18 protein-coding genes are annotated in these 18,921 nt (G+C 40.5%); 13 read left to right on the top strand and 5 right to left on the bottom strand.

What is annotated here, in order from left to right:
* Positions 1-2 precede the first annotated feature (2 nt).
* Complete coding sequence (locus AC1S8V_RS16770) at positions 3-347, bottom strand: four-helix bundle copper-binding protein (RefSeq protein ID WP_482069991.1); 345 nt, start codon at positions 345-347, stop codon at positions 3-5.
* Between the two features lie 457 nt (positions 348-804).
* Between AC1S8V_RS16770 and AC1S8V_RS16765 the strand changes: the two genes are divergently transcribed.
* Both AC1S8V_RS16765 and AC1S8V_RS16760 read left to right on the top strand, forming a co-directional pair.
* Complete coding sequence (locus AC1S8V_RS16765) at positions 805-966, top strand: hypothetical protein (protein WP_482069990.1); 162 nt, start codon at positions 805-807, stop codon at positions 964-966.
* Positions 967-1,103: 137 nt separating this feature from the next.
* A complete protein-coding gene (locus AC1S8V_RS16760; protein ID WP_482069989.1) occupies positions 1,104-3,611 on the top strand; it encodes a WG repeat-containing protein in 2,508 nt (835 codons plus the stop codon).
* Between the two features lie 312 nt (positions 3,612-3,923).
* Here the strand turns inward: AC1S8V_RS16760 and AC1S8V_RS16755 are convergent, their stop codons facing one another.
* The 3 genes from AC1S8V_RS16755 to AC1S8V_RS16745 all read right to left on the bottom strand — a co-directional run bounded on the left by AC1S8V_RS16755 (position 3,924) and on the right by AC1S8V_RS16745 (position 5,290).
* On the bottom strand, positions 3,924-4,397 hold the full coding sequence (locus tag AC1S8V_RS16755; RefSeq protein WP_482069988.1) for a YbaK/EbsC family protein: 474 nt from the start codon (positions 4,395-4,397) through the stop codon (positions 3,924-3,926).
* Between the two features lie 119 nt (positions 4,398-4,516).
* Positions 4,517-5,074 carry a helix-turn-helix domain-containing protein gene (locus AC1S8V_RS16750; protein WP_482069987.1) on the bottom strand — a complete coding sequence of 186 codons (558 nt, stop codon included), beginning with the start codon at positions 5,072-5,074 and terminating at the stop codon, positions 4,517-4,519.
* Between the two features lie 63 nt (positions 5,075-5,137).
* The gene (locus AC1S8V_RS16745; RefSeq protein ID WP_482074508.1) at positions 5,138-5,290 is read right to left on the bottom strand and encodes a DUF961 family protein; all 153 of its coding nucleotides are present in this window, start codon (positions 5,288-5,290) and stop codon (positions 5,138-5,140) included.
* Positions 5,291-5,389: 99 nt separating this feature from the next.
* Between AC1S8V_RS16745 and AC1S8V_RS16740 the strand changes: the two genes are divergently transcribed.
* From AC1S8V_RS16740 to AC1S8V_RS16695, 10 genes are all read left to right on the top strand, one after another.
* On the top strand, positions 5,390-5,626 hold the full coding sequence (locus AC1S8V_RS16740) for a hypothetical protein (RefSeq protein WP_482069986.1): 237 nt from the start codon (positions 5,390-5,392) through the stop codon (positions 5,624-5,626).
* Positions 5,627-6,016: 390 nt separating this feature from the next.
* Complete coding sequence (locus AC1S8V_RS16735; protein ID WP_482069985.1) at positions 6,017-7,816, top strand: ABC transporter ATP-binding protein; 1,800 nt, start codon at positions 6,017-6,019, stop codon at positions 7,814-7,816.
* The gene (locus AC1S8V_RS16730) at positions 7,813-9,561 is read left to right on the top strand and encodes an ABC transporter ATP-binding protein (protein ID WP_482069984.1); all 1,749 of its coding nucleotides are present in this window, start codon (positions 7,813-7,815) and stop codon (positions 9,559-9,561) included. Before AC1S8V_RS16735 ends, AC1S8V_RS16730 begins: the two co-directional genes overlap by 4 nt.
* Positions 9,562-9,652: 91 nt before the next feature.
* A complete protein-coding gene (locus AC1S8V_RS16725) occupies positions 9,653-10,615 on the top strand; it encodes an ABC transporter substrate-binding protein (RefSeq protein ID WP_482069983.1) in 963 nt (320 codons plus the stop codon).
* A 163-nt stretch (positions 10,616-10,778) separates the two neighbouring features.
* Entirely contained in the window at positions 10,779-11,216 is a 438-nt protein-coding gene (locus tag AC1S8V_RS16720) for a hypothetical protein (RefSeq protein WP_482069982.1), read from the top strand.
* A gap of 307 nt (positions 11,217-11,523) precedes the next feature.
* Positions 11,524-11,922 carry an RDD family protein gene (locus tag AC1S8V_RS16715; RefSeq protein ID WP_482069981.1) on the top strand — a complete coding sequence of 133 codons (399 nt, stop codon included), beginning with the start codon at positions 11,524-11,526 and terminating at the stop codon, positions 11,920-11,922.
* A gap of 242 nt (positions 11,923-12,164) precedes the next feature.
* Complete coding sequence (locus AC1S8V_RS16710; RefSeq protein WP_482069980.1) at positions 12,165-12,818, top strand: PDDEXK family nuclease; 654 nt, start codon at positions 12,165-12,167, stop codon at positions 12,816-12,818.
* The gene (locus AC1S8V_RS16705) at positions 12,811-14,805 is read left to right on the top strand and encodes a hypothetical protein (RefSeq protein WP_482069979.1); all 1,995 of its coding nucleotides are present in this window, start codon (positions 12,811-12,813) and stop codon (positions 14,803-14,805) included. Before AC1S8V_RS16710 ends, AC1S8V_RS16705 begins: the two co-directional genes overlap by 8 nt.
* Positions 14,765-15,793, top strand: a complete 1,029-nt coding sequence (locus tag AC1S8V_RS16700; protein WP_482069978.1) for an ATP-binding protein — start codon at positions 14,765-14,767, stop codon at positions 15,791-15,793. Before AC1S8V_RS16705 ends, AC1S8V_RS16700 begins: the two co-directional genes overlap by 41 nt.
* Complete coding sequence (locus tag AC1S8V_RS16695) at positions 15,793-17,265, top strand: hypothetical protein (RefSeq protein ID WP_482069977.1); 1,473 nt, start codon at positions 15,793-15,795, stop codon at positions 17,263-17,265. The genes AC1S8V_RS16700 and AC1S8V_RS16695 overlap by 1 nt, the downstream gene beginning before the upstream one ends.
* A 47-nt stretch (positions 17,266-17,312) precedes the next feature.
* On the opposite strand, the gene AC1S8V_RS16690 is transcribed toward AC1S8V_RS16695, so the two are convergent.
* Positions 17,313-18,317 carry a DGQHR domain-containing protein gene (locus tag AC1S8V_RS16690; protein ID WP_482069976.1) on the bottom strand — a complete coding sequence of 335 codons (1,005 nt, stop codon included), beginning with the start codon at positions 18,315-18,317 and terminating at the stop codon, positions 17,313-17,315.
* Between the two features lie 143 nt (positions 18,318-18,460).
* On the opposite strand from AC1S8V_RS16690, the gene AC1S8V_RS16685 reads away from it, so the two are divergent.
* Positions 18,461-18,820 (top strand): helix-turn-helix domain-containing protein, encoded by a 360-nt coding sequence (locus AC1S8V_RS16685; RefSeq protein WP_175395201.1) that lies wholly within the window; start codon positions 18,461-18,463, stop codon positions 18,818-18,820.
* Positions 18,821-18,921 lie beyond the last annotated feature (101 nt).

The raw sequence follows: 18,921 nt of genomic DNA, 5'->3' as shown, positions 1-18,921 counted from the left end.
TTCTAAGATGCCATTTTACGGCACTCTTCAGCACATTCACGGCAAATGCGAGCACATTCTTGGCAATGAGTGTCTTTGAACATCTCACATTCTTTAGCGCAAGTATCACAAATAGTAGCACAAACTTGACAAAGCGCTTTTGCAAATTGACTATTTCGAGCCATGTATTGTACAGCTTCTAAACAAATTTCTGCACAATCGTTTAAAACTTTTATGCAGTTAGCTCGTGCTTGAATATCTGGCTCTTGCAAGCAAGCTGAAAAACACTCTTCGCAAGCTTGTGCACATTTAACGCAAGATTGAAGGCAAGCCTCAAATGTTTTTGGTGCTGTTGATAATACTGCCACTGTATCTCACCTCCTTCTTGACTTTTTTATTGTTTCAAGAAGAGGGGGCATTTATACTGCTCAATACGTATGAATTGATGATCAATTGGGCGAATATAATCATGGATATTTCTACTTCTTGGATGAGCAAGGTCACAAGCTAGATATTCCTAAGTATTTTACTATGGGACATAATGAAAAACGGAGTAGAACATGGAGGAAATTATGTCGAGTATGTGTATGATCTATCCCATATTGACCAACTAGATAAGCTAAGACTCCAGGGCAGATTTACGAGTAGCAGTGAAGTTGTTCAGGGGAATTGGGAAGCCAGCTTTAATTTGAGTCAAAATGCTTTGAGTAAAGTAGGAAACATTTTGATATAGATGGAGGGTTACAAGCCAACGTTACCGTTTCCGCGGTTGGCGTTACGATTACAGGTGAGGCACTGAGTAAGATTCGGATGGAAGACCTGAGTATGGAAGTACATCTGAAGGATGGTACTAAATTAACTGCTGCATCAGGCTTCCTCCAGCTAGATCAGGATCTCATCAAGTGGATATCCCCTAAAACCATTCCTGTGAATAATGTGAGCTACCTGCTACTCAATGGACAGAAAGCAAGTCTGCAAAATAAATGAAATGAAGATCGAAGCCAATAAACCAGTGAGCCTCCTGCGCAAATGACGGAGCAAGGAATGGAAAAGCATTTTCATGTCATATCCCGAGTTATGACGCATACCATTAGGCGAATGCGGTCATAAGGGAGGAAACTGAGATGTCCATGAGCGAACCGCTATTAATACAAATTGTGAATCAACATATTCCGGCTGGTGCAACGGTCGTCACTATTGATAAACCCGTCAAACATCCAGCGATCTACGCGGCAGACCTTACCGGTGACGGCATGCCGGAGATTGCTGCAGTCTATCAGCTGAATGGTGAGCTGTACTTGCTTATTCTGAAATTTTACCAAGGGCAATGGATCAAAATGTCCCTAATTAAGGGATTGGGGTACGGGGTGACTTTAATGACTGCAGCCCCAGTAACTTCAACGGCAAGGAACAATCTCATCATCGGTTGGCGGATTGGTTCTATTTGGTCTAAGCTTGCCGTATATGAGTGGACTGAATCAGGGCTCAAAGATCTGGCGCCTGACGATCTATATTATAGCTATGCAGAGATTATAGATATGCCTGGTCCGCATGGTCGAGATGGCAAGGTGGAGATTGCACTCTGGATACATGATACAGGGGAAGCCTATCGCGTGGAGATTATCCGATGGCAGAATGGGAAATGGGTTCCTGCACCGGACGTATATACAGCCTATTATCCGAAAGTGGTGCAATATTACGAGCAACTAACCCAGCATTATCCTGATTATATCTTTTACTGGTATTACCTTACGGATGCTCAGTATCATGCGGGTCAGTATCCGGCAGCACTCGCTTCCATTCAAAAAGCACTTAGCTTCCCAGAAGCGTATCCTTCCAGAGAGGCGCTTCTGGAGCTGGAAAAGAAAATTAAGCAGGCGATGGTGCCGATAAGCCATGCTCGGGTAGCAATATGGTTATATCCGATCTCCGTTCGAACAACGAGTGGAACTCGTTGGGGGTATATGGATGCCCAAGGCCACATTCGGCTTGAGCCGGTTCTGGATGACGCGCAAGCGTTTCAGCCCAATGGATTGGCTGTGGTTGTGAAGGACGGTCATGCCGGCGTGATTAATCTTCAGGGACAGTATGTCGTTCAACCTGTATACGATTCCATCAATTCCTTTTCCGAAGAACGAGCGATGACGATTGATTCTCAAGGATTTAAGATGATTAATGAACAAGGTATGGTCCTGACCAAACGGGCATACCCGTATATCTCGAATATGAACGACGGCCGAGCGTTATTTTACGATTCAGACCATAGCCAGACAGGTGGATCGGTGAGTCTGTATGGTTATCTGGATGTGTTGGGCAATGAGGTGATTCCGGCACAGTTTGCGTCAGCGAACGATTTTCAAGATGGCAAAGCAGTTGTGCAGATCAAGGATAATGAATACGCGCTTATTAATCGGAACGGGCAGCGGATTGCGACATATCCATATGCCTATGTGGGGCCATTAGGTGATGGACTGCTCGCTTTTCAAAAAGAGACCTCGGGCAAATATGGGTATATCGATGAACGGGGGAATATTCGCATTCAGCCCAAGTTTTCATCGGCATTTCCTTTTAGCGACGGGCAAGCGATTGTCAATACAGCGGAGGATTACAAGTCCATCTACGGCGTCATTAATACGCAGGGTTCATTTATCATTCAACCCGCCTACAATGACATTCGCGAACTAGGGGAGCAACGTTATGCGCTGGGGCAAGCGGTTAATCCGGAGCAGCCTTACATTGGCTCTGTGTACGCGATTGCTGAAACTAGTGGTCGAAGACTTACAGAGTTCGTATATCGTGAAGTGGGCAATTACAAGAATGGTCTCGCGTCCGCAACAGATGGAAGACAGACTTATCTGCTGGATCTGAGCGGAAGGCCTGCTTCCGGGTATCCCCATGTAGAAGGTTCGGGTACGCTGGAGGTTGTGGCACCAGATCTGATTAAGGCGTATGTAGACCAGCGTTTATCGTATGTAAATCGGGCTGGACAGATCATCTGGCGGCAAAATACAATCGTTCCACTTCATCCGCCGTACCGTGTACGCGAAGAGAAGTACAAACCGAACAGGGATTACCTCGTATATTATCCGCAGGTGGAGGGATTAACGAACCAAGCGGAGCAGCTTGCGCTAAACGCCAAATTGAAGCAACTCTCGCAGGTGAAGCCGATTCCTGCCGATCAGCAGCTGGATTACACGTATACAGGGGATTTTGATATTACGTTCTATCAGCAGCAATTGCTGCAACTGCAACTCACAGGTTATAACTATCCGGCTGGTGCAGCGCATGGTATGCCTACGATGATCTATGCGATCATTAATCTGTCGAATGGTCAGTTGTATGCGTTGAAGGATCTATTTAAGCCGAATAGTGACTATGTAAAAGTGTTAAGCCAGATTGTGGGGGATCAGATCAAAAACGATCCTCAATACTCGTATGTGTTTCCGGACACTTATACAGGGATTAGCGCGGAACAGCCGTTTTTTGTCACAGCGGATGCGCTGCATCTCTACTTCAATCCATATGATATCGCGCCTTATGCGGCAGGGTTTCCAACGTTTACGATTCCTTTTGTCCAGATCAAGGATATCATTAATACAGAAGGTTCGTTCTGGAAAGCTTTCCATATGTGAGTGCCCATTCACAGGTTAAGCGATGAGGCCATATATCCAATATGGCTTCCCTTCCGGTACGTACACAAATTTGGGGGTCCAGCCAACATTTTAACGAAAATATACGCTAAGGACGTTAAGGCGCAAAGACAGCGAATTTTTCCTACTTTAAGCAAATGTCCGCTAAACACCATTAGCGGTCAACCAGCCGTCAAAATCGGGCATCACATGTCCGCTAATGTAGGCAGCAACGGGGGAGAAAACACGTCCGCTAATACTTAGCGTATAAAACAGTCAAAATGTTGGCGCTACCCCATATAGAACTACTATAAATCAATCATTCCATCCTTTACATACATCAATCCACTCTGAATAACTAGAGTATTTTTCTAATTGTTTTATTGTAAGTTCAATAGCACTATTGCTACTCCCGCAAGCTGGATAGATTGTCTCAAAACGTTTTAAAGATATGTCTAGATAAACAGAAACATCATTTTTAATAGCAAATGGACAAACACCTCCAATTGCATGACCAACCATATCAATGGCTTCATCAGGAGAAAGCATTTTTGCTTTTGTTTTGAAATACTCTTTGAATTTTTTGTTATCCACTTTTGCATCACCGGCGGCAACTACTAAAACAGCTTGTCCATTCACCATAAAAGAAAGTGTTTTCGCGATTCTCTCTGGCTCACAACCTAATGCAGATGCAGCCAAATCTACGGTTGCACTAGATACTTCAAATTCGTTAATTTGAGAATCCATACCATATTGTTTAAAAAAATCTTTTACTTTTTCAATTGCCATAATCATCACACCTCATTTTTAAATATTTTCTAGAAGATTTTTATCTTTTTCACTATTCATCAAATATACAATCATTTGTTCTATAAATTTCGAATTTACTATATATAGATGAAACTTGCCTAGGTTCTTGGGTAAAAAATCATGTTGTAAATGACACATGGTTCTTGATAGGGATTATTATAGGAATGAAAAACATTAGCGCGAAAGCGGAGTGCTTGCTTTTCTTTTAGTACATTTTTTTGTGTGTTGACTACCATTTCTAACATACCTTGTACCACAAAAACATATTCTTCCACACCATCAAGGTGCCTTTTAGATGGATGGTGACATCCAGGATCAAATTCGATATAGAATATTTCAACGTTACGGGTAGGGTCAAAAGGAAAAACAGGAAATGCTCTCATTTTTCCATCATCTTCAATGATAGCGTCTTTGGACCGTGTATCAACCACACTGCACTCATCTTCTAGCTCTTCCAATAATAAAGATAAAGGAACTTTTAAGCCCACTGCGATTTTCCAAAGAGTTGTAATAGTTGGTGAAGACTGCCCTCTTTCAATTTGTCCAAGCATAGGCTTACTTACATCAGTAAGTTTAGAAACATCTTCAAGTGTAAGATTTCTAGTTGCTCGTATTTCTTTTAACCGTTCTCCAATAGTTAATGCTGGCGATTGCATTGCATCACTCCTTTTGTATGTTATAGCATGTTAAAATATAATATAACATACTAACAGTTGAATTCAATAGGCGACAGTGTCGGCAATCGGATTGATGATTTCCACTCTTGTGTTATAGTCAAACTTTTTTAAAGGAACACTGGTAGGAATACTCACTTGAATCATGCGTCCTTCTTTGATTTCGTCTGATACCGTAGCGTCTTTATTTAATACAATGCCATTAGGTAATATTATAGCTGGGATTTTATACCGGCATTAGCACACCGATCACTTCCATTCTTCCGAATTTGACAGCAAACTCGAACGAGCGGGTAGTTGCGGCAAAGCAGAAAGGAGTTAGTACTGCTTGTTAACGGCATTACCTCGATCCAGCTGTTTTCCATGGTTTTACTTCCGTTTTTTGTAAAGAAAATGAGGAAGAACGCGGTAATGGTTATTGGTTTTATTCTGGCCGCGTTTGGCCAGGTGGTGATTTTGGCGGGCGATACGAACCTGAACCTGATCATTGCGGGTTGGATTCTCGGCGCATTATCCATTACACCGATCGATTGAAACCTTGGTCGCCATCATCGATGGCGGCTTTTTCTGCTTAATGATGTAAGTAATCCCTTCACATATTTATCCATACTAAATGAAAAATATTACGGGAGTTACAGATCAAAGAAGTCATATTTATCTATACAAGTAAAAAACGAAAACTTTCTCCAACAACACTTCTTTTGCTTGGCGAGAATGTAAATACTTCACCAGTCATTCTCAAGTTAAGTAATGAGGCCATATGTCCAATATGGCTTATAAGAAGCTGGGAGACAACAATAATCCGTGAAGAGGTATTATTGCTCCGTGAAGAGGTAGTGATCATTCAGGGCTCTATGAGATATTAATGTGCGTATATAGCACTGCACTATATTGAGAATGATTATTAGTATCAGGAGGGATGAGATGAACAACACATCTGAAGTGTCCAGGTTAATGCAAGTGACGAAGGAGCATAAAGGTCTGCTGATTACAGCAAGTATCTTCTCGACCCTGTCAAGTCTTTTGCAGATCGTTCCTTTTATCGGGGTGTACAAGATCGTCGAGGAATTGCTAACTCATGCGGGGAAACCTTCTGCCATGGACAGAGATCTGTTGATCTATTGGGGGATCGTCGCATTCGTAGCCCTGATTGCAGGGTTAATTGCGCTCTATATCGGGGGGATGTGTTCACACATCGCTGCGTTCAACATTTTGTACCAGCTCAGAGTAAGGCTTGCGGAGCATGTTGCCAAAGTACCCATGGGGTATCACACCCGGACGGCAACCGGGGAGCTGAAAAAGATCATCGAAGTCAGTGTGGAGAAAATCGAGAAGTTTATCGCCCATCAGTTGCCGGATCTGGTAAGTGCGATTGTCATCCCACTGATGCTGCTGGGTTACTTGTTTTGGCTCGATTATCGCATGGCGCTGACGCTTTTGGTTCCGATTGGAATCGGGTTCTGGCTCCAAAGTCGCCTCTTCCGCAGCGAACGCGGCCGTCAGGCTTATCGTGATTTTCAACTTGCCATCGAAGAGATGAATGCGACGGGTGTTGAATACGTGAGAGGTATGCCTGCAGTGAAAGTATTTGGGATTACAGCCGATTCATTTCTGACGTTCAAACAGGCGGTAACGCGATATCGGGATATTTCGTTGAAAATAACAGATTTGTGTAAAACATCTTACGGGCTGTTTTTTGTGATCATGATCTCGTTGTTCACCTTCATTGTACCCGTTGGCATTCTTTTATCGAGTGGTAATGCGGGGAATCAGTCGTTTGCGATTACGTTTATCCTCTTTCTGATCATTACCCCGAGTCTATCTGCTCCGTTATTGAAGTTAATGTATCTGGGTAGTGGGATGCGAGAGATTGTGGAAGGACAGAAACGGATTGAATCGGTGTTTGCCGAGCCGGTTGTACAAGAACCTGAGTTGCCTAAAGTGCCGGATACATATGAGGTTGCTTTTCGGCAGGTATCTTTTGCTTATGAACGCAAGGAGAGCGAAGCATATAAACCCGTACTTGATCAGATTGATTTTGTAGCCAAAGCAGGAGAGATGACCGCACTTGTCGGGCCTTCTGGTGGAGGGAAGTCAACCATTGCCAATCTATTGCTTCGATTCTGGGATGTGCAGGAAGGTGAGATTACGATTGGTGGAATTCCGATCCAGGAGATGGGAACGGAGAAACTGATGGATACCGTGTCCTTTGTATTTCAGGATGTACATCTGTTCTACGATACAATTGAAGAAAATATTCGGATGGGTAATACATCGGCTTCACGACAGGACGTTATAGCTGCGGCTCGAACCGCCTGCTGTCATGAATTTATCGAGAAACTGGATGCCGGATATGATACCAAAATTGGTGAAGGCGGTACGTACCTGTCCGGCGGTGAAGCACAGCGAATTGCGATAGCACGGGCGTTGCTCAAAAATGCTCCCATTCTGGTCCTGGATGAGGCGACAGCCTATGCGGATGCAGAGAATGAACACAAGATTCAGCAAGGTCTGGCCCAATTGGTTCAAGGCAAAACGGTGCTGATTATTGCTCATCGTCTAACAACGATTCGTGCAGCAGAGCAAATTCTCGTGATCCGAAAGGGAACGATTGCCGAGCGTGGGACACATGATCAACTACGTGCATTAGGCGGGGTATACGAGCACATGTGGCAGGCCCATATCAGTGCAGCTTCCTGGAAGCTTGGAGGTGCAGGGCGATGAAGAATTATTTATACAATATATCTGGTGGTAATCCTCGTAGTCTGCTTCCTTCGGTCATTGCAGCGATTCTCGACGGGATCGCGAAGATTGTTCCTGCGGCGCTGCTTGTGGATATATTCAATACGATCTATACGTCTTTCGCTGATCCGGACAACGGACTGGATATCAACCGCATGTGGATGGTCTGCTGCATCCTGTTTGCCTGGCTTCTGGTGGAATATGCGGCTTACGCTTCACTCTATGACAAGACTTATCGTGCAGCATACAGCCTCGCGGCCTCAGGAAGGTTGAAGCTGGCAGAACATATTCGCCATCTGTCGTTAGGTTTTTTCGGGAAACGTGATCCTGGGGATCTGACGAACCTGATCCTGAGTGATTATGGTCAGGTGGAGCACACGATCTCTCACAATCTGTCGCAGCTGATCAGTGCGATTGTTCTTCCGGTACTTGCTTTTGGCGGACTTCTGTTGGTGGATTGGAGAATGGCCGTAGCCATGTTTGTTGCGGTTCCCTTAGGTGTAGCGCTGTTATGGCTTACGGATTCCATTCAGGCACGACTGAGTGAGAACCATGTTCGAGCCAAAAACGAAGCCGCCAGTCGGCTGCAGGAATACCTGAGCGGTATTCGTGAGATTAAGGCCCACAATATGGGGGGCAAACGATTTGAACGGCTGCTTCGTTCTTTTGACGAATTAAAATCAGCTTCCATTCGGTTGGAAGGTATCATGGGACCGATGATCATGGGAGCGATGTTGCTCGCACGATCAGGGATGACGTGGATGATTCTGGTGGGCAGTTATTTGCTTGCAGGCGGTGAGTTCTCCTTACCGGTATTTCTGTTATTTTTGCTGGTAGGCACAAAGGTATTTGAACCGTTGACGGTTGTACTGATGAGTTATGGGGAGATGCGGTACTCCGCGTATAGTGCAAGACGCATTATGGATGTGCAGCAGGAGGCCCCGATGGCAGGAAAGGGAGATGTGCGGCCCAATCAGGAGATTTCATTTGACCAGGTAACCTTTGGATATGATGATCAGCAACCGGTGTTGAAAGACTTGTCGTTTACGATTGAGCCGCATACCATTACTGCCCTGGTTGGCCCATCTGGTAGTGGTAAAAGTACAGTCACACGTCTCATTGCTCGCTTCTGGGATGTTCAGCAAGGAACCATTCGCATTGGTGACAGACCCGTTGATCAGATGGACCCCGAGAAGCTGTTGCAGGATATCTCCGTGGTCTTCCAGGACGTGTATCTGTTCCAGGATACGATCGGCAACAACATTCGTGTAGGGAAGAAAGACGCTACGCAATTCGAGATTGAAGAGGCAGCACGCAGAGCGTGTTGTCATGAGTTTATCTCCAGTCTGCCTCAGGGATACGATACGCTTGTTGGCGAGGGTGGATCGACGTTATCTGGTGGGGAGAAACAGCGTATTTCCATTGCACGTGCCTTGTTGAAAAATGCATCGATCGTATTGCTCGACGAAGCCACGGCTTCACTTGATCCGGAGAACGAAGCCGCAGTGCAGCAAGCGATTAATGAGTTGGTCGCGGACAAGACGGTTATTTTGATTGCACACCGATTAAAGACCATTCAAAATGCCGATCAGATCCTTGTATTGGACCAAGGTCAGCTTGTAGAGCAGGGAACTCATGCGCAATTGCTAAATTACTCAGGCATCTATGCTCGTCTGTGGCAATTACAACAGGATGCGGAAGGCTGGCAGGTGAAAGTGAACGGATAATGTGGCCGATGAGATAGATAAAGAACTGAAGTAACTGAAGTAAATGAGCCTAATGTGGCTAATGAACTGACATAAAAGGAGAATGACAACGATGTTTAAACGAATTCCTGTATGGATTGCACTATGCTGTATGCTCACCTTGGCGGCCTGTGGAACAACCCAGACGACCAGCGAAGTGAACAGCCCCTCCGAGGGAACGGTAAAAGCAACGACCAAAGTGATTACCAACCCAAATGGAGAAGAGATTACAATTCCCCTGAGTCCGGAGCGCATTGTCGATCTATCCGGCTCGACAGAAGAGCTATTGATCCTTGGCAAAACGCCTGTAGCGACGATGAGCGCTGACTATGGCAACCCGGAGGAACTCACGCCAACCATTAAGGATCAGCTGAGTGCAGATACGGTTAATCTGGGGTGGTATGGTTTCCCGTTCAGCATTGAAGCTATAGCGGGTGCTAATCCGGACCTGATTATTCTGGGTAAGGATTTTAACACGGATCAGTATGAAACCTTATCCAAAATTGCGCCTACGATTGCATTGCCGTACTCCTACTATGATTGGAGAGAGAGACTGACATTCCTGGCAGATACGTTTGAAGAAGAAAGCAAGAAAGATGACTATTTGGCCAAATATGATGCAAAATCTGCAGAGTGGAAACAAAAACTGGCGACGGCTGTAAACGGTGAATCATTTGCCGTGATCGAAACCTATCCAAACAATCTGGTCATCTATTCGAATAAAGGTGCAGCCGAGATGTTATACAGTGAATGGGGCCTGAAGCGCACAGAAGGTATCCCTGATCCAGAGGGCTGGGGAGGCAAAGAGATCGCCCTGGAGGCTTTAGTTACCGTTAATCCGGATCGTTTGCTGTTGATGGAGAATAGTGAGAACAAGATGGTAGACAGCAAGGTGTGGAATAACATGAACGCCGTAAAGAACGGCAAGATCTATAAAATTTCCAATGTGGATAACTACAATTATTCCTACACAGCCATCGGGAGAATGGAGCTTATGGACCGCTTGGGTACGATGATTTTGGAAGGGCAAAAGTAGTCGTTGGATTAGAGCATATACGGTACTATGGATTAAGTTTAACCGACCCTATTGGCGGCCTATGTGAATTGTGTAATTTGTTCGAAATCATGTAACTTAAGTGCTTCTGGCTGCGTTTAGACATTGGGGTGATCTGATGTTGGTGAACGCGGTTCAACGGTACATGGTATTAGGACTTATATTTATCGGGATAAGCTTAACGGCATTCCTCGTTCTTGAAAGGATTGAAGGATACCATATTACATCGACAGAGTATTACGGTTTACGTAATGCAGGGGGCCTGATATATATTTTGTCGCTCATCCTGGGATTCGGTCACTATTTACTCGCTTTTTATGTTGTTATTTTTAGCCCGATCTCATGGCTGCTGCGGAAATATGTATGTTTTCTTACAGTGAGAACTATCATATATATGGGTGGTTTTGGATGGGGCGGGTTGTGGGTTTTTGATCTCATGTACAATCCATATTTCGTGAATGGATACCATCTGAACCGAATGTCATCGATATGGATCTTTGCCATCGCCGGTATAGTCTATGCTATCGTGGATAATAAGGTTTGGCGAAGAGGGCAGATGCAGAATGAACAGAAGGTTACTTAACAAAAGTTGAGTAGCTTTCTTGTTTACATAACTATTATTGTGTTGATGTTTGAGGCAAAAGCCACATTAATCAAAAAGGATTATGTAAGAGTATGTATGTGACATGAACAACGGTTAAGATAATTCGAAAGTTTGTTATAATATTCACAAAGGGTGCAAATGAAAAGAAATAGGAGTTATATCGTAAATAGGTAAAATTTTCTGTTATACTATCTGAGTTGTGTACATAAAGTTAGATATTTTATGAAGGGAGTTCATGAAGTAATTTAGCTGTTTAGTTTAAAATTGTAGTTTGGAGGAAAGCATTTTGTATAAAGCAGGTTTTTGGATTAGATTAGGAGCAAGTGTGTTGGATAGTCTTATTATTTCAATTCCGTTAGTAATTATTGCAGGTGTGCTTACGGGCAACTTTGATGCGGATGAGCCGATTGCCAAACTACTTAGTGCGTTATACTCAATTTTATTACCAGTTTACTGGTATGGTCGAACCATCGGAAAACGTATATGTGGAATTCGAATCCGTAAATACGATACACACGAACCGCCAAAAATTGGTACGATGCTAATGCGAGTTGTTGTGGCTGGACTTGTGTATGTAATAACTTTGGGTATCGGAATTATTGTGAGTGCTTTTATGGTCGGTATGCGTGAGGATCGACGTGCAATACACGACTTTATTGCAGGAACAGAAGTAGTCTGGGATTAGTCGAGATTAAGTTTGGTAGAAGTTTAAAAAGGCTGCACAGATGTACGGTGAACTTAAAATGCTTGCATTAAAAGTCTTGATACTCAAGGCTTTTTTTCTTATGCACTAATCTTTACTTCACAAAATAAATGAAGTTAAGATTAGTGCATAGCTTAAAAATGAACATAAACTTCTTGCATAACTTCCAGCAATAGGTTAATCTATTTTCAATGAATAATGGAATTAATTTCAAGGGGTGATTTATGTATAGTCCAATCCCATTAACTAAATCAGAAAAAACAGGAGTCGGCTACTGGGAAGGCTACAGTCCTAAACTTAAGCGAGATGTCACCCTCCTGGGTGATCTAGAATACGATTACTGGCTCTTTATTGAAACAGATCCTAGAATTCTGTCGTATTGTGAAAGACCAATTTTAATTGAATCCTCCTTCACAAGTAAAATTATCACCTCCGTACCTAGTCATTGGGTGAAATATCAAGATAACACCGAAGCAATCATCAAAGTTAGATTTTCAAAAGTAGAGACGTCAAAAAATGAAAAATTTAAAAAACAGTTGTTAATAGAAGAACAATGGTGTAAAGAAAAAAATATTAAACATTGTGTTGTAAATGATCAAGAAATTCGCTCTAACCCTCTTCTTCTCTCCAACAAGAAACTTCTTATCTCAATGGTGTCTAATAGGCAGCATCCAATTGATACAGACATACATCTAATCTCTCAATTACTTAGTCTTAAAAAAATAACTATACAGGAATTAAAAGCTAGTTTAGATAGTAAGGTTCCTTTTTCACGAGTAACTGAGGGCGTTTGCTGGATGATTTATAAAGGATTTATTAAAAGTAGTTTAGATAGAGCTCCAATAGGTCCAAAATTGGAGGTGTGGATCGATGAGTAAAAGAAAATTAATAGAGAACACTGAATTAGGTCATGCTATCGACTTATCACAGTGGTCTACAGTTAACATTGATAAATTATCCAAACAGAATCAAATTGTTTATGAGAAGAGAAAGAAAGCCGTAGAAATGTATTTTGCTGATCATTCTCATTTTGAAATAGAAGATAAGACAGGACTGCATCGTAACGAAGTGGCCCGATTGGTTAAAAGATGTCTTGCACTCGATGCTCAAAAGGTTCCATGGGGATACAGGGCCCTGATACCTAACAAAAGAGTAACCGTTTATAAGCGTGAAAATCTTCCAAATGCTGAATTTGAATCATCTGGTATGAACGGATCTTTTGAACTCTTACTTGAAACATATCCTAATATCCGTGATGAAATTCATCGGTTGTATTACAGAAAAAAATCACGCTCTGTCTCAGATCCTGTTACAAGAGGTAAAGACATTCACAGAGCCATGGTAAAGGAATGTCGGAAAGTTGGTTTGAAAGCACCCAATGATTATCCGTTTAATACAAAGGAAGTGGCGAGGCGAAGTCTATACTCTTATCTTAAAACTTTAGAAGACCACGATATCAACAAAGCCTCAGGTCGATACGGTCAGGATATATCCAAGTTAATCAAGAGCACTGGTTCTGATGAAGTGTACAGACAGATCATAAGACCCTATGAGCAAGTACAGTTTGATGGCCATAAAATTGATCTACATGCTGTTTTAGTTCTAAAGACTCCTGAAGGTGATGATATTTATACCGTTATAGATAGAATTTGGTTACTTGTTATCTTTGATGTAGGTACTCGGACCATTTTGGGACACTATTTGAGTTTTAACCGTGAATATTCTTCAACCGATGTTTTACATTGTATTCGTAATAGTGTTGTACCTTGGGTACCTAGAACTTTGACAATCCCAGGATTGCAATATCCCACTGATGGAGGCTATCCCTCTAAGATCATTGAAGAAACTCAGTGGGCAATATGGGATGAAATTCTTTATGATCAGGCAAAGGCTAACTTGGCCACTATAGTCAAAGACAGATTAAAACAAGTTGTAAAGTGTAGAGTGAATCCTGGGAAAGTTGGTTTTCCTATTAAAAGAGCTCATATCGAAAGATGGTTCGGTATTTTTGAAGAAAATGGATTTCACAGATTACCTAGTACAACAGGTAGCAGTCCAAAGGATCCGAGAAGGGCGAATCCTTCTAAATTAGCTAAGAAGCATCGTATAACTGTACAGCATGTTGAGGAATTGGTTGATGTTATGGTTGCAGACTACAACGGTACGGAGCATGAAGGAGTGAACTTTATGACGCCACTTGAAACAATGAAAAGTCGGCTTCAAAATTATTCTGTAAACCAACTACCAGAGGAGCAGAGGAACGAAGTAGCTTTTTTATCTTTACAAACAACACGTGAAATCAAAGGTGATGTTAAGCATGGTCGACGTCCATATATTCAATATGAAAATGTTAGGTACACAAGCTCATTGCTTTCTCGTTCGCCTGGTTTAATTGGGAAAAAAGTCGATATTTTTGTTAATGTGGATGACCTACGTGTAATAAGAGCATTTCTACCTGATGGTTCCGAATTAGGAAAACTAAAAGCAGCAGGAAAGTGGGGTATTACACCGCATACCTTACAGGTTCGTAGAGAGATATTTAGGCTTAAGCGAAAAAAACTAATACGTTATTCTTCTTCAGAAAACCCAATAGAAGTTTATCAAAAATTTCTAGGAGAAGGAGCAAAAACAAGCAGTAGAAAGGCTGGAAAAGCATACGAACTGTCCAGAAATCAAGAAAGAAATAAAGATGTCTTACTTGAGCAAGATGATCATATAGATCTGCCAAGTTTGCCAGGTGAGGTTTGTCAAACTGAAGTTAATTCTAATACTACAATTTCCACGAATCCTAAAAAAATAGTAAAACCGACAGGGGAGGATATACATGGAGATTCAAGGAAATTTAGAAGAGCTATTATCTACTGAAAAAGAACAAAATTCTCCTTTAAGTTTAAAACGCCCACTACTGCCCAAAGGGGCTCATCCTGTTGAAACTGGTAAATACGATATCCCTACCAATGAAATTAACAATCTTTATGCAAGGGTGAAGGAAAGTATTGAAGACCGATTACCCGGAACTGTTGTCCATGGTAGACCACGCTTAGGAAAAACCCGTGCCATTGCTTATCTAATGAAAGCATTACCTATGGATTTTGAAAAATTGCCAATGTACAATTTGTTATGTCGGGAGCATACAAAACCAAATGAAGATGTTTTTTTTACGGAAATATTAAAGGATATAAGACATGGGTTTTACTCTTCAAGGAATGCTGTTGTTAAGCGGGAGAGGTTATTGAAATTTCTTATTGAACAAGCGGATGCTGCTGGACAAAATCGAACTGTATTTTTTTTAGATGATGCACAAAGGCTTCATGAAATTCAATATGGCTGGTTAATGGATATTTCTAATGAATTAGATCGTTATGGGATAAATCTAACCGTATTTTTGGTCGGTCAGAACGAGCTGCTTAATCAAAGATCTGTCTTTTTCGAAGAAGAAAAGTATCAAATTATTGGAAGATTTATGGTAGAACCATATAAATTTCATGGAATTAGATCAGAGGATGATTTGAATGAGTGCTTGCTTTGTTACGATGAGGGGGCCTTTTACCCATACGATTCTGCGTGGTCGTTCACGAGATATTATTTTCCTGAAAGTTTTGAGAAAGAAGGATTCAGGCTGAGTAATTATGCAAAACAACTTTTTGATGTTTTTGTTTCATTGAGACAAGAAGCTGGGATCAGCAAGTCATTCGAAATTCCGATGCAGTATGTAACTAGAACAATAGAATATGCTTTAAAAAAATATGGGTGTGATGGAACTGATGTAGAGGATCTGAATCAAGCCCTATGGAAAAGAGCAATCAAAAGCTCAGGCTATATAGAAGCAGAAATCTATAGAGGTCCAGATTGATGAGTCCGTCTAAAGATGTTTATACATGGAGGACAAATTGGATAAAGCCCTATGAATCGCCTTGGAGTATATTTGAAAAATTTAAAAGCGCTAATGAAGTTCTGGATTTAGATATTATTAGGAAGTTTGGAATAGATGAGGTGAAAAATCTTCGTGTTATTAGACCTAGTCATTATGATTTAGTTAAAATGTTCTCTTTAAATGAACGGTTAATTAAAGACGTATTTGGTACTGACCTTGTTCAAAGAAATCGTAAAGCTTTAGATGAATTAATAAGGGTTCTACCTCAAGACCATTTATTAGGTATAGTTAGTCCATGGGAAAGTGTTTATCTAAGAGAAAAATTGTACTTTTGTGTGCAATGTTTAGAGCAAGGTTATCACTCAATATTTCATCAGTTTAAACTATTGCATCATTGTCCGTTCCACAATAAAAAACTCATACAATGTTGTCCAGAGTGCGGCTCTGAATATGACTACTCATTATCCAATAAAATGTTTGATTCTCCATTTATATGTATTTGTGGATATGAATATTGTCAAATAAACCAAAATCAACTTTTTTATGATACATGGAATCTACCCCAAGAACATTACAATACACTTCCATCTGAGCTTCATCAATGGCTAACATTAACAAGTTCTCAGAAGTCGAGGCTAAAAAAAATGTACTTTATTCCTCATATCGATTTAGAGAAACACCCGAATGCATTAATTCAGTTTTTAACTGCTGCAAAAAAAGAGATTAATATCCCGGGATATAACTTTGTTGAGAGTAGTAAAAATATAAAAAAATTAAGAAGTTTTGAAGAAAGAGAGATTGCTTTGAAATATTCAAAAAAAGGTGATTTTCCAAATCTTAACGATTTTTATATCAAAAAGGCTAGATTTGATAAATTGCAAAAAGAATATTATCAAAATTATAAACAGATTATAGCCGGTGTCTCCAAGCACATAAGGCAAACAATCTTAATTGAACATAAATCTTGTTTGTATGAAATGAAAAATTTCCAAGGGCGTGGACCAATTTGTAGTTATGCTTATGCATATATAGCTTGGCGTAGAACCATTCAAAATTTCGATCATTTCTCATTAGTCGATAATATGGGGCGTCCTAAACGTCTTAATAAACCTATCTTTGAGTATCCCTCAAGTGCTTACTTTCTTTATGACCTATATGATCAATGGAATAACCAGATAGATGATATTACCTTGAGTAGTCGAGCGGCCACGAAATGGTTGTTAAATCGAATCTTGGTTCAATTTTTGCTAAAGTGGTTTGATAACTGGCTTCAACATTCTAAAGAATTCATTTCAGAAGGGATTATGCCAGCAGTTCCTCAATTTAAAGATAAGTATCCTCTATTTATTGCTGTTTTCTCAAATGAGAGTAATGAAGAACTTGAATTTCATTGGTGGGACGATAAAAGAAAATATGATGAGCTTGCGTGCCCATTTTCAAAGAACAAGTGAGTTCATAAAGGTATAGGAAACTGTTTCATAACCTATACCCAGACCTTTTAATTCTCTTTTTCTAAATTCATAATATCGAATAATTCTATAGCTAAAGTCTTAGAACTTGAAATACCTTTTAAATATTTAAAAGGACCATATATAGACCAATCAATCTTTTTTAAGCGTTTCACTGACTTAATAAATTCTTGATGGTCTATTTGTGTTGAGTTTTCTTTCTTACAGTGGAATAGCATTTTGGATGCTGCCATTGCTAATGCATCCAAACATACGATATGAGTAAGTTTGTATTCTTTATAGTTTAACCATTCATGAGGATATTCTTGACGCATTATATTAAAGAATACAAGAACAATATCTACCTTTTCGTGTTTTGATAAGTTAGTAACTCCAGTGTCTTTGAAAAAATACTTTAACATACGATAAAGATTCTGAAGAGTAATATGTCTTCCTTTACTACGTTTACCTGTGATACTACCAATATGATAGAAAGGACTATCGTTTAATATCAACAGCTCAGTAGACATCCAGCTTAGCTCGTCGTTTTCTCTTTTCAAAAACTTACTTAGAGAAGTACCTAGCCCTTTGGCTTTTGTATTAATTATATCAAAGAATTGAATTTCTTCATCGTCATCTAAATAATGAAACACCATGAAGGGAACATTTATTTCTGATTGTGTTTCCTTCGTATAACGTTTTATACCACCTAGCCGGTGCTGTCCATCCATTAAAGATGCTTTACTCTTGCAGAATAATCTTCCAAACATTGGTCTACTAGAATCATACGCTGTGAATTCCCACATACCGGATGCATTCAATAGAATTGGTGTGAATAATGCATTATCCCCTTTGGAAAGGTATAACGCAAATTCATCAACACGTTTTTGATCAACTGGCCGTTGATATCCTTTTCCAGATGGGTCGTTATATGGTTTAACATAGGTTAAATCCACAGCAATTGAGGATGGAAACGCGCTTTGATAAGCGATTTTTCCCCTCATTTTAGTTTGAACTACATTTTCTATAACTATTTGATGAGGTAATTGTCTCATGAAGTACACTCCTATAGGAATTTTATTGTATCTAATTAAAATATATATCTTAAAATATATAATTACTAATGGTAATATATAGTTTGAGTATATTTATTTCATACATAAGTACACCTACTCTTAAAAGAGAGGTGATTGTACTTATGATAAAAATCAGTGCTTTCGTAGGTGAGCGAATAAAATCGTTAAGGAAATCAAAAGGATTGACCCAAGCGAACTTAGGTGAACAAGTAGATCTCCCACAGCCTTATATTGGTGGGATTGAAAAAGGGGAGAGAAACATTTCTTTGGAGACCCTGCAGAAACTAATTGAAGCTTTAGATGTTACACCAGCAGAATTATTCCGTCATTTTGAAAATGAACTACCAAACAAAGAGATGTTTGAAATCTTAGACAGGATTAACGAGGTTCTTTCACAAAGAAATATTGAAGAAATTAGAATAGTTGAGAACTTTATTTATGATCTTCTTAAAACAATTGATAAATTGAAAATTTCTAGTTAAATCTGTTCTTTAGTTATGTTCATTAAAGCAGTTTAATTAATATTTAGTTCTAAAGGGAAAACTTGTTTTCTATTTCCTATATTTCTAAAAAATTATTATCC

The organism is Paenibacillus sp. B46(2026) (assembly GCF_056786355.1).
The sequence above is the reverse complement of the archived record's forward strand: the minus strand, read 5'-3'. Positions and strand labels throughout refer to the sequence as shown.

Bases quoted from the DNA above. Each gene is read 5' to 3' on its own strand.
- AC1S8V_RS16725 (WP_482069983.1), top strand. From the start codon at position 9,653: ATGTTTAAACGAATTCCTGTATGGATTGCACTATGCTGTATGCTCACC.
- AC1S8V_RS16700 (WP_482069978.1), top strand. From the start codon at position 14,765: ATGGAGATTCAAGGAAATTTAGAAGAGCTATTATCTACTGAAAAAGAA.
- AC1S8V_RS16750 (WP_482069987.1), bottom strand. From the start codon at position 5,074: ATGCAATCGCCAGCATTAACTATTGGAGAACGGTTAAAAGAAATACGA.
- AC1S8V_RS16765 (WP_482069990.1), top strand. From the start codon at position 805: ATGGAAGTACATCTGAAGGATGGTACTAAATTAACTGCTGCATCAGGC.
- AC1S8V_RS16760 (WP_482069989.1), top strand. From the start codon at position 1,104: ATGTCCATGAGCGAACCGCTATTAATACAAATTGTGAATCAACATATT.
- AC1S8V_RS16685 (WP_175395201.1), top strand. From the start codon at position 18,461: ATGATAAAAATCAGTGCTTTCGTAGGTGAGCGAATAAAATCGTTAAGG.
- AC1S8V_RS16735 (WP_482069985.1), top strand. From the start codon at position 6,017: ATGAACAACACATCTGAAGTGTCCAGGTTAATGCAAGTGACGAAGGAG.
- AC1S8V_RS16755 (WP_482069988.1), bottom strand. From the start codon at position 4,397: ATGGCAATTGAAAAAGTAAAAGATTTTTTTAAACAATATGGTATGGAT.
- AC1S8V_RS16710 (WP_482069980.1), top strand. From the start codon at position 12,165: ATGTATAGTCCAATCCCATTAACTAAATCAGAAAAAACAGGAGTCGGC.
- AC1S8V_RS16690 (WP_482069976.1), bottom strand. From the start codon at position 18,317: ATGAGACAATTACCTCATCAAATAGTTATAGAAAATGTAGTTCAAACT.
- AC1S8V_RS16720 (WP_482069982.1), top strand. From the start codon at position 10,779: ATGGTATTAGGACTTATATTTATCGGGATAAGCTTAACGGCATTCCTC.
- AC1S8V_RS16695 (WP_482069977.1), top strand. From the start codon at position 15,793: ATGAGTCCGTCTAAAGATGTTTATACATGGAGGACAAATTGGATAAAG.
- AC1S8V_RS16730 (WP_482069984.1), top strand. From the start codon at position 7,813: ATGAAGAATTATTTATACAATATATCTGGTGGTAATCCTCGTAGTCTG.
- AC1S8V_RS16705 (WP_482069979.1), top strand. From the start codon at position 12,811: ATGAGTAAAAGAAAATTAATAGAGAACACTGAATTAGGTCATGCTATC.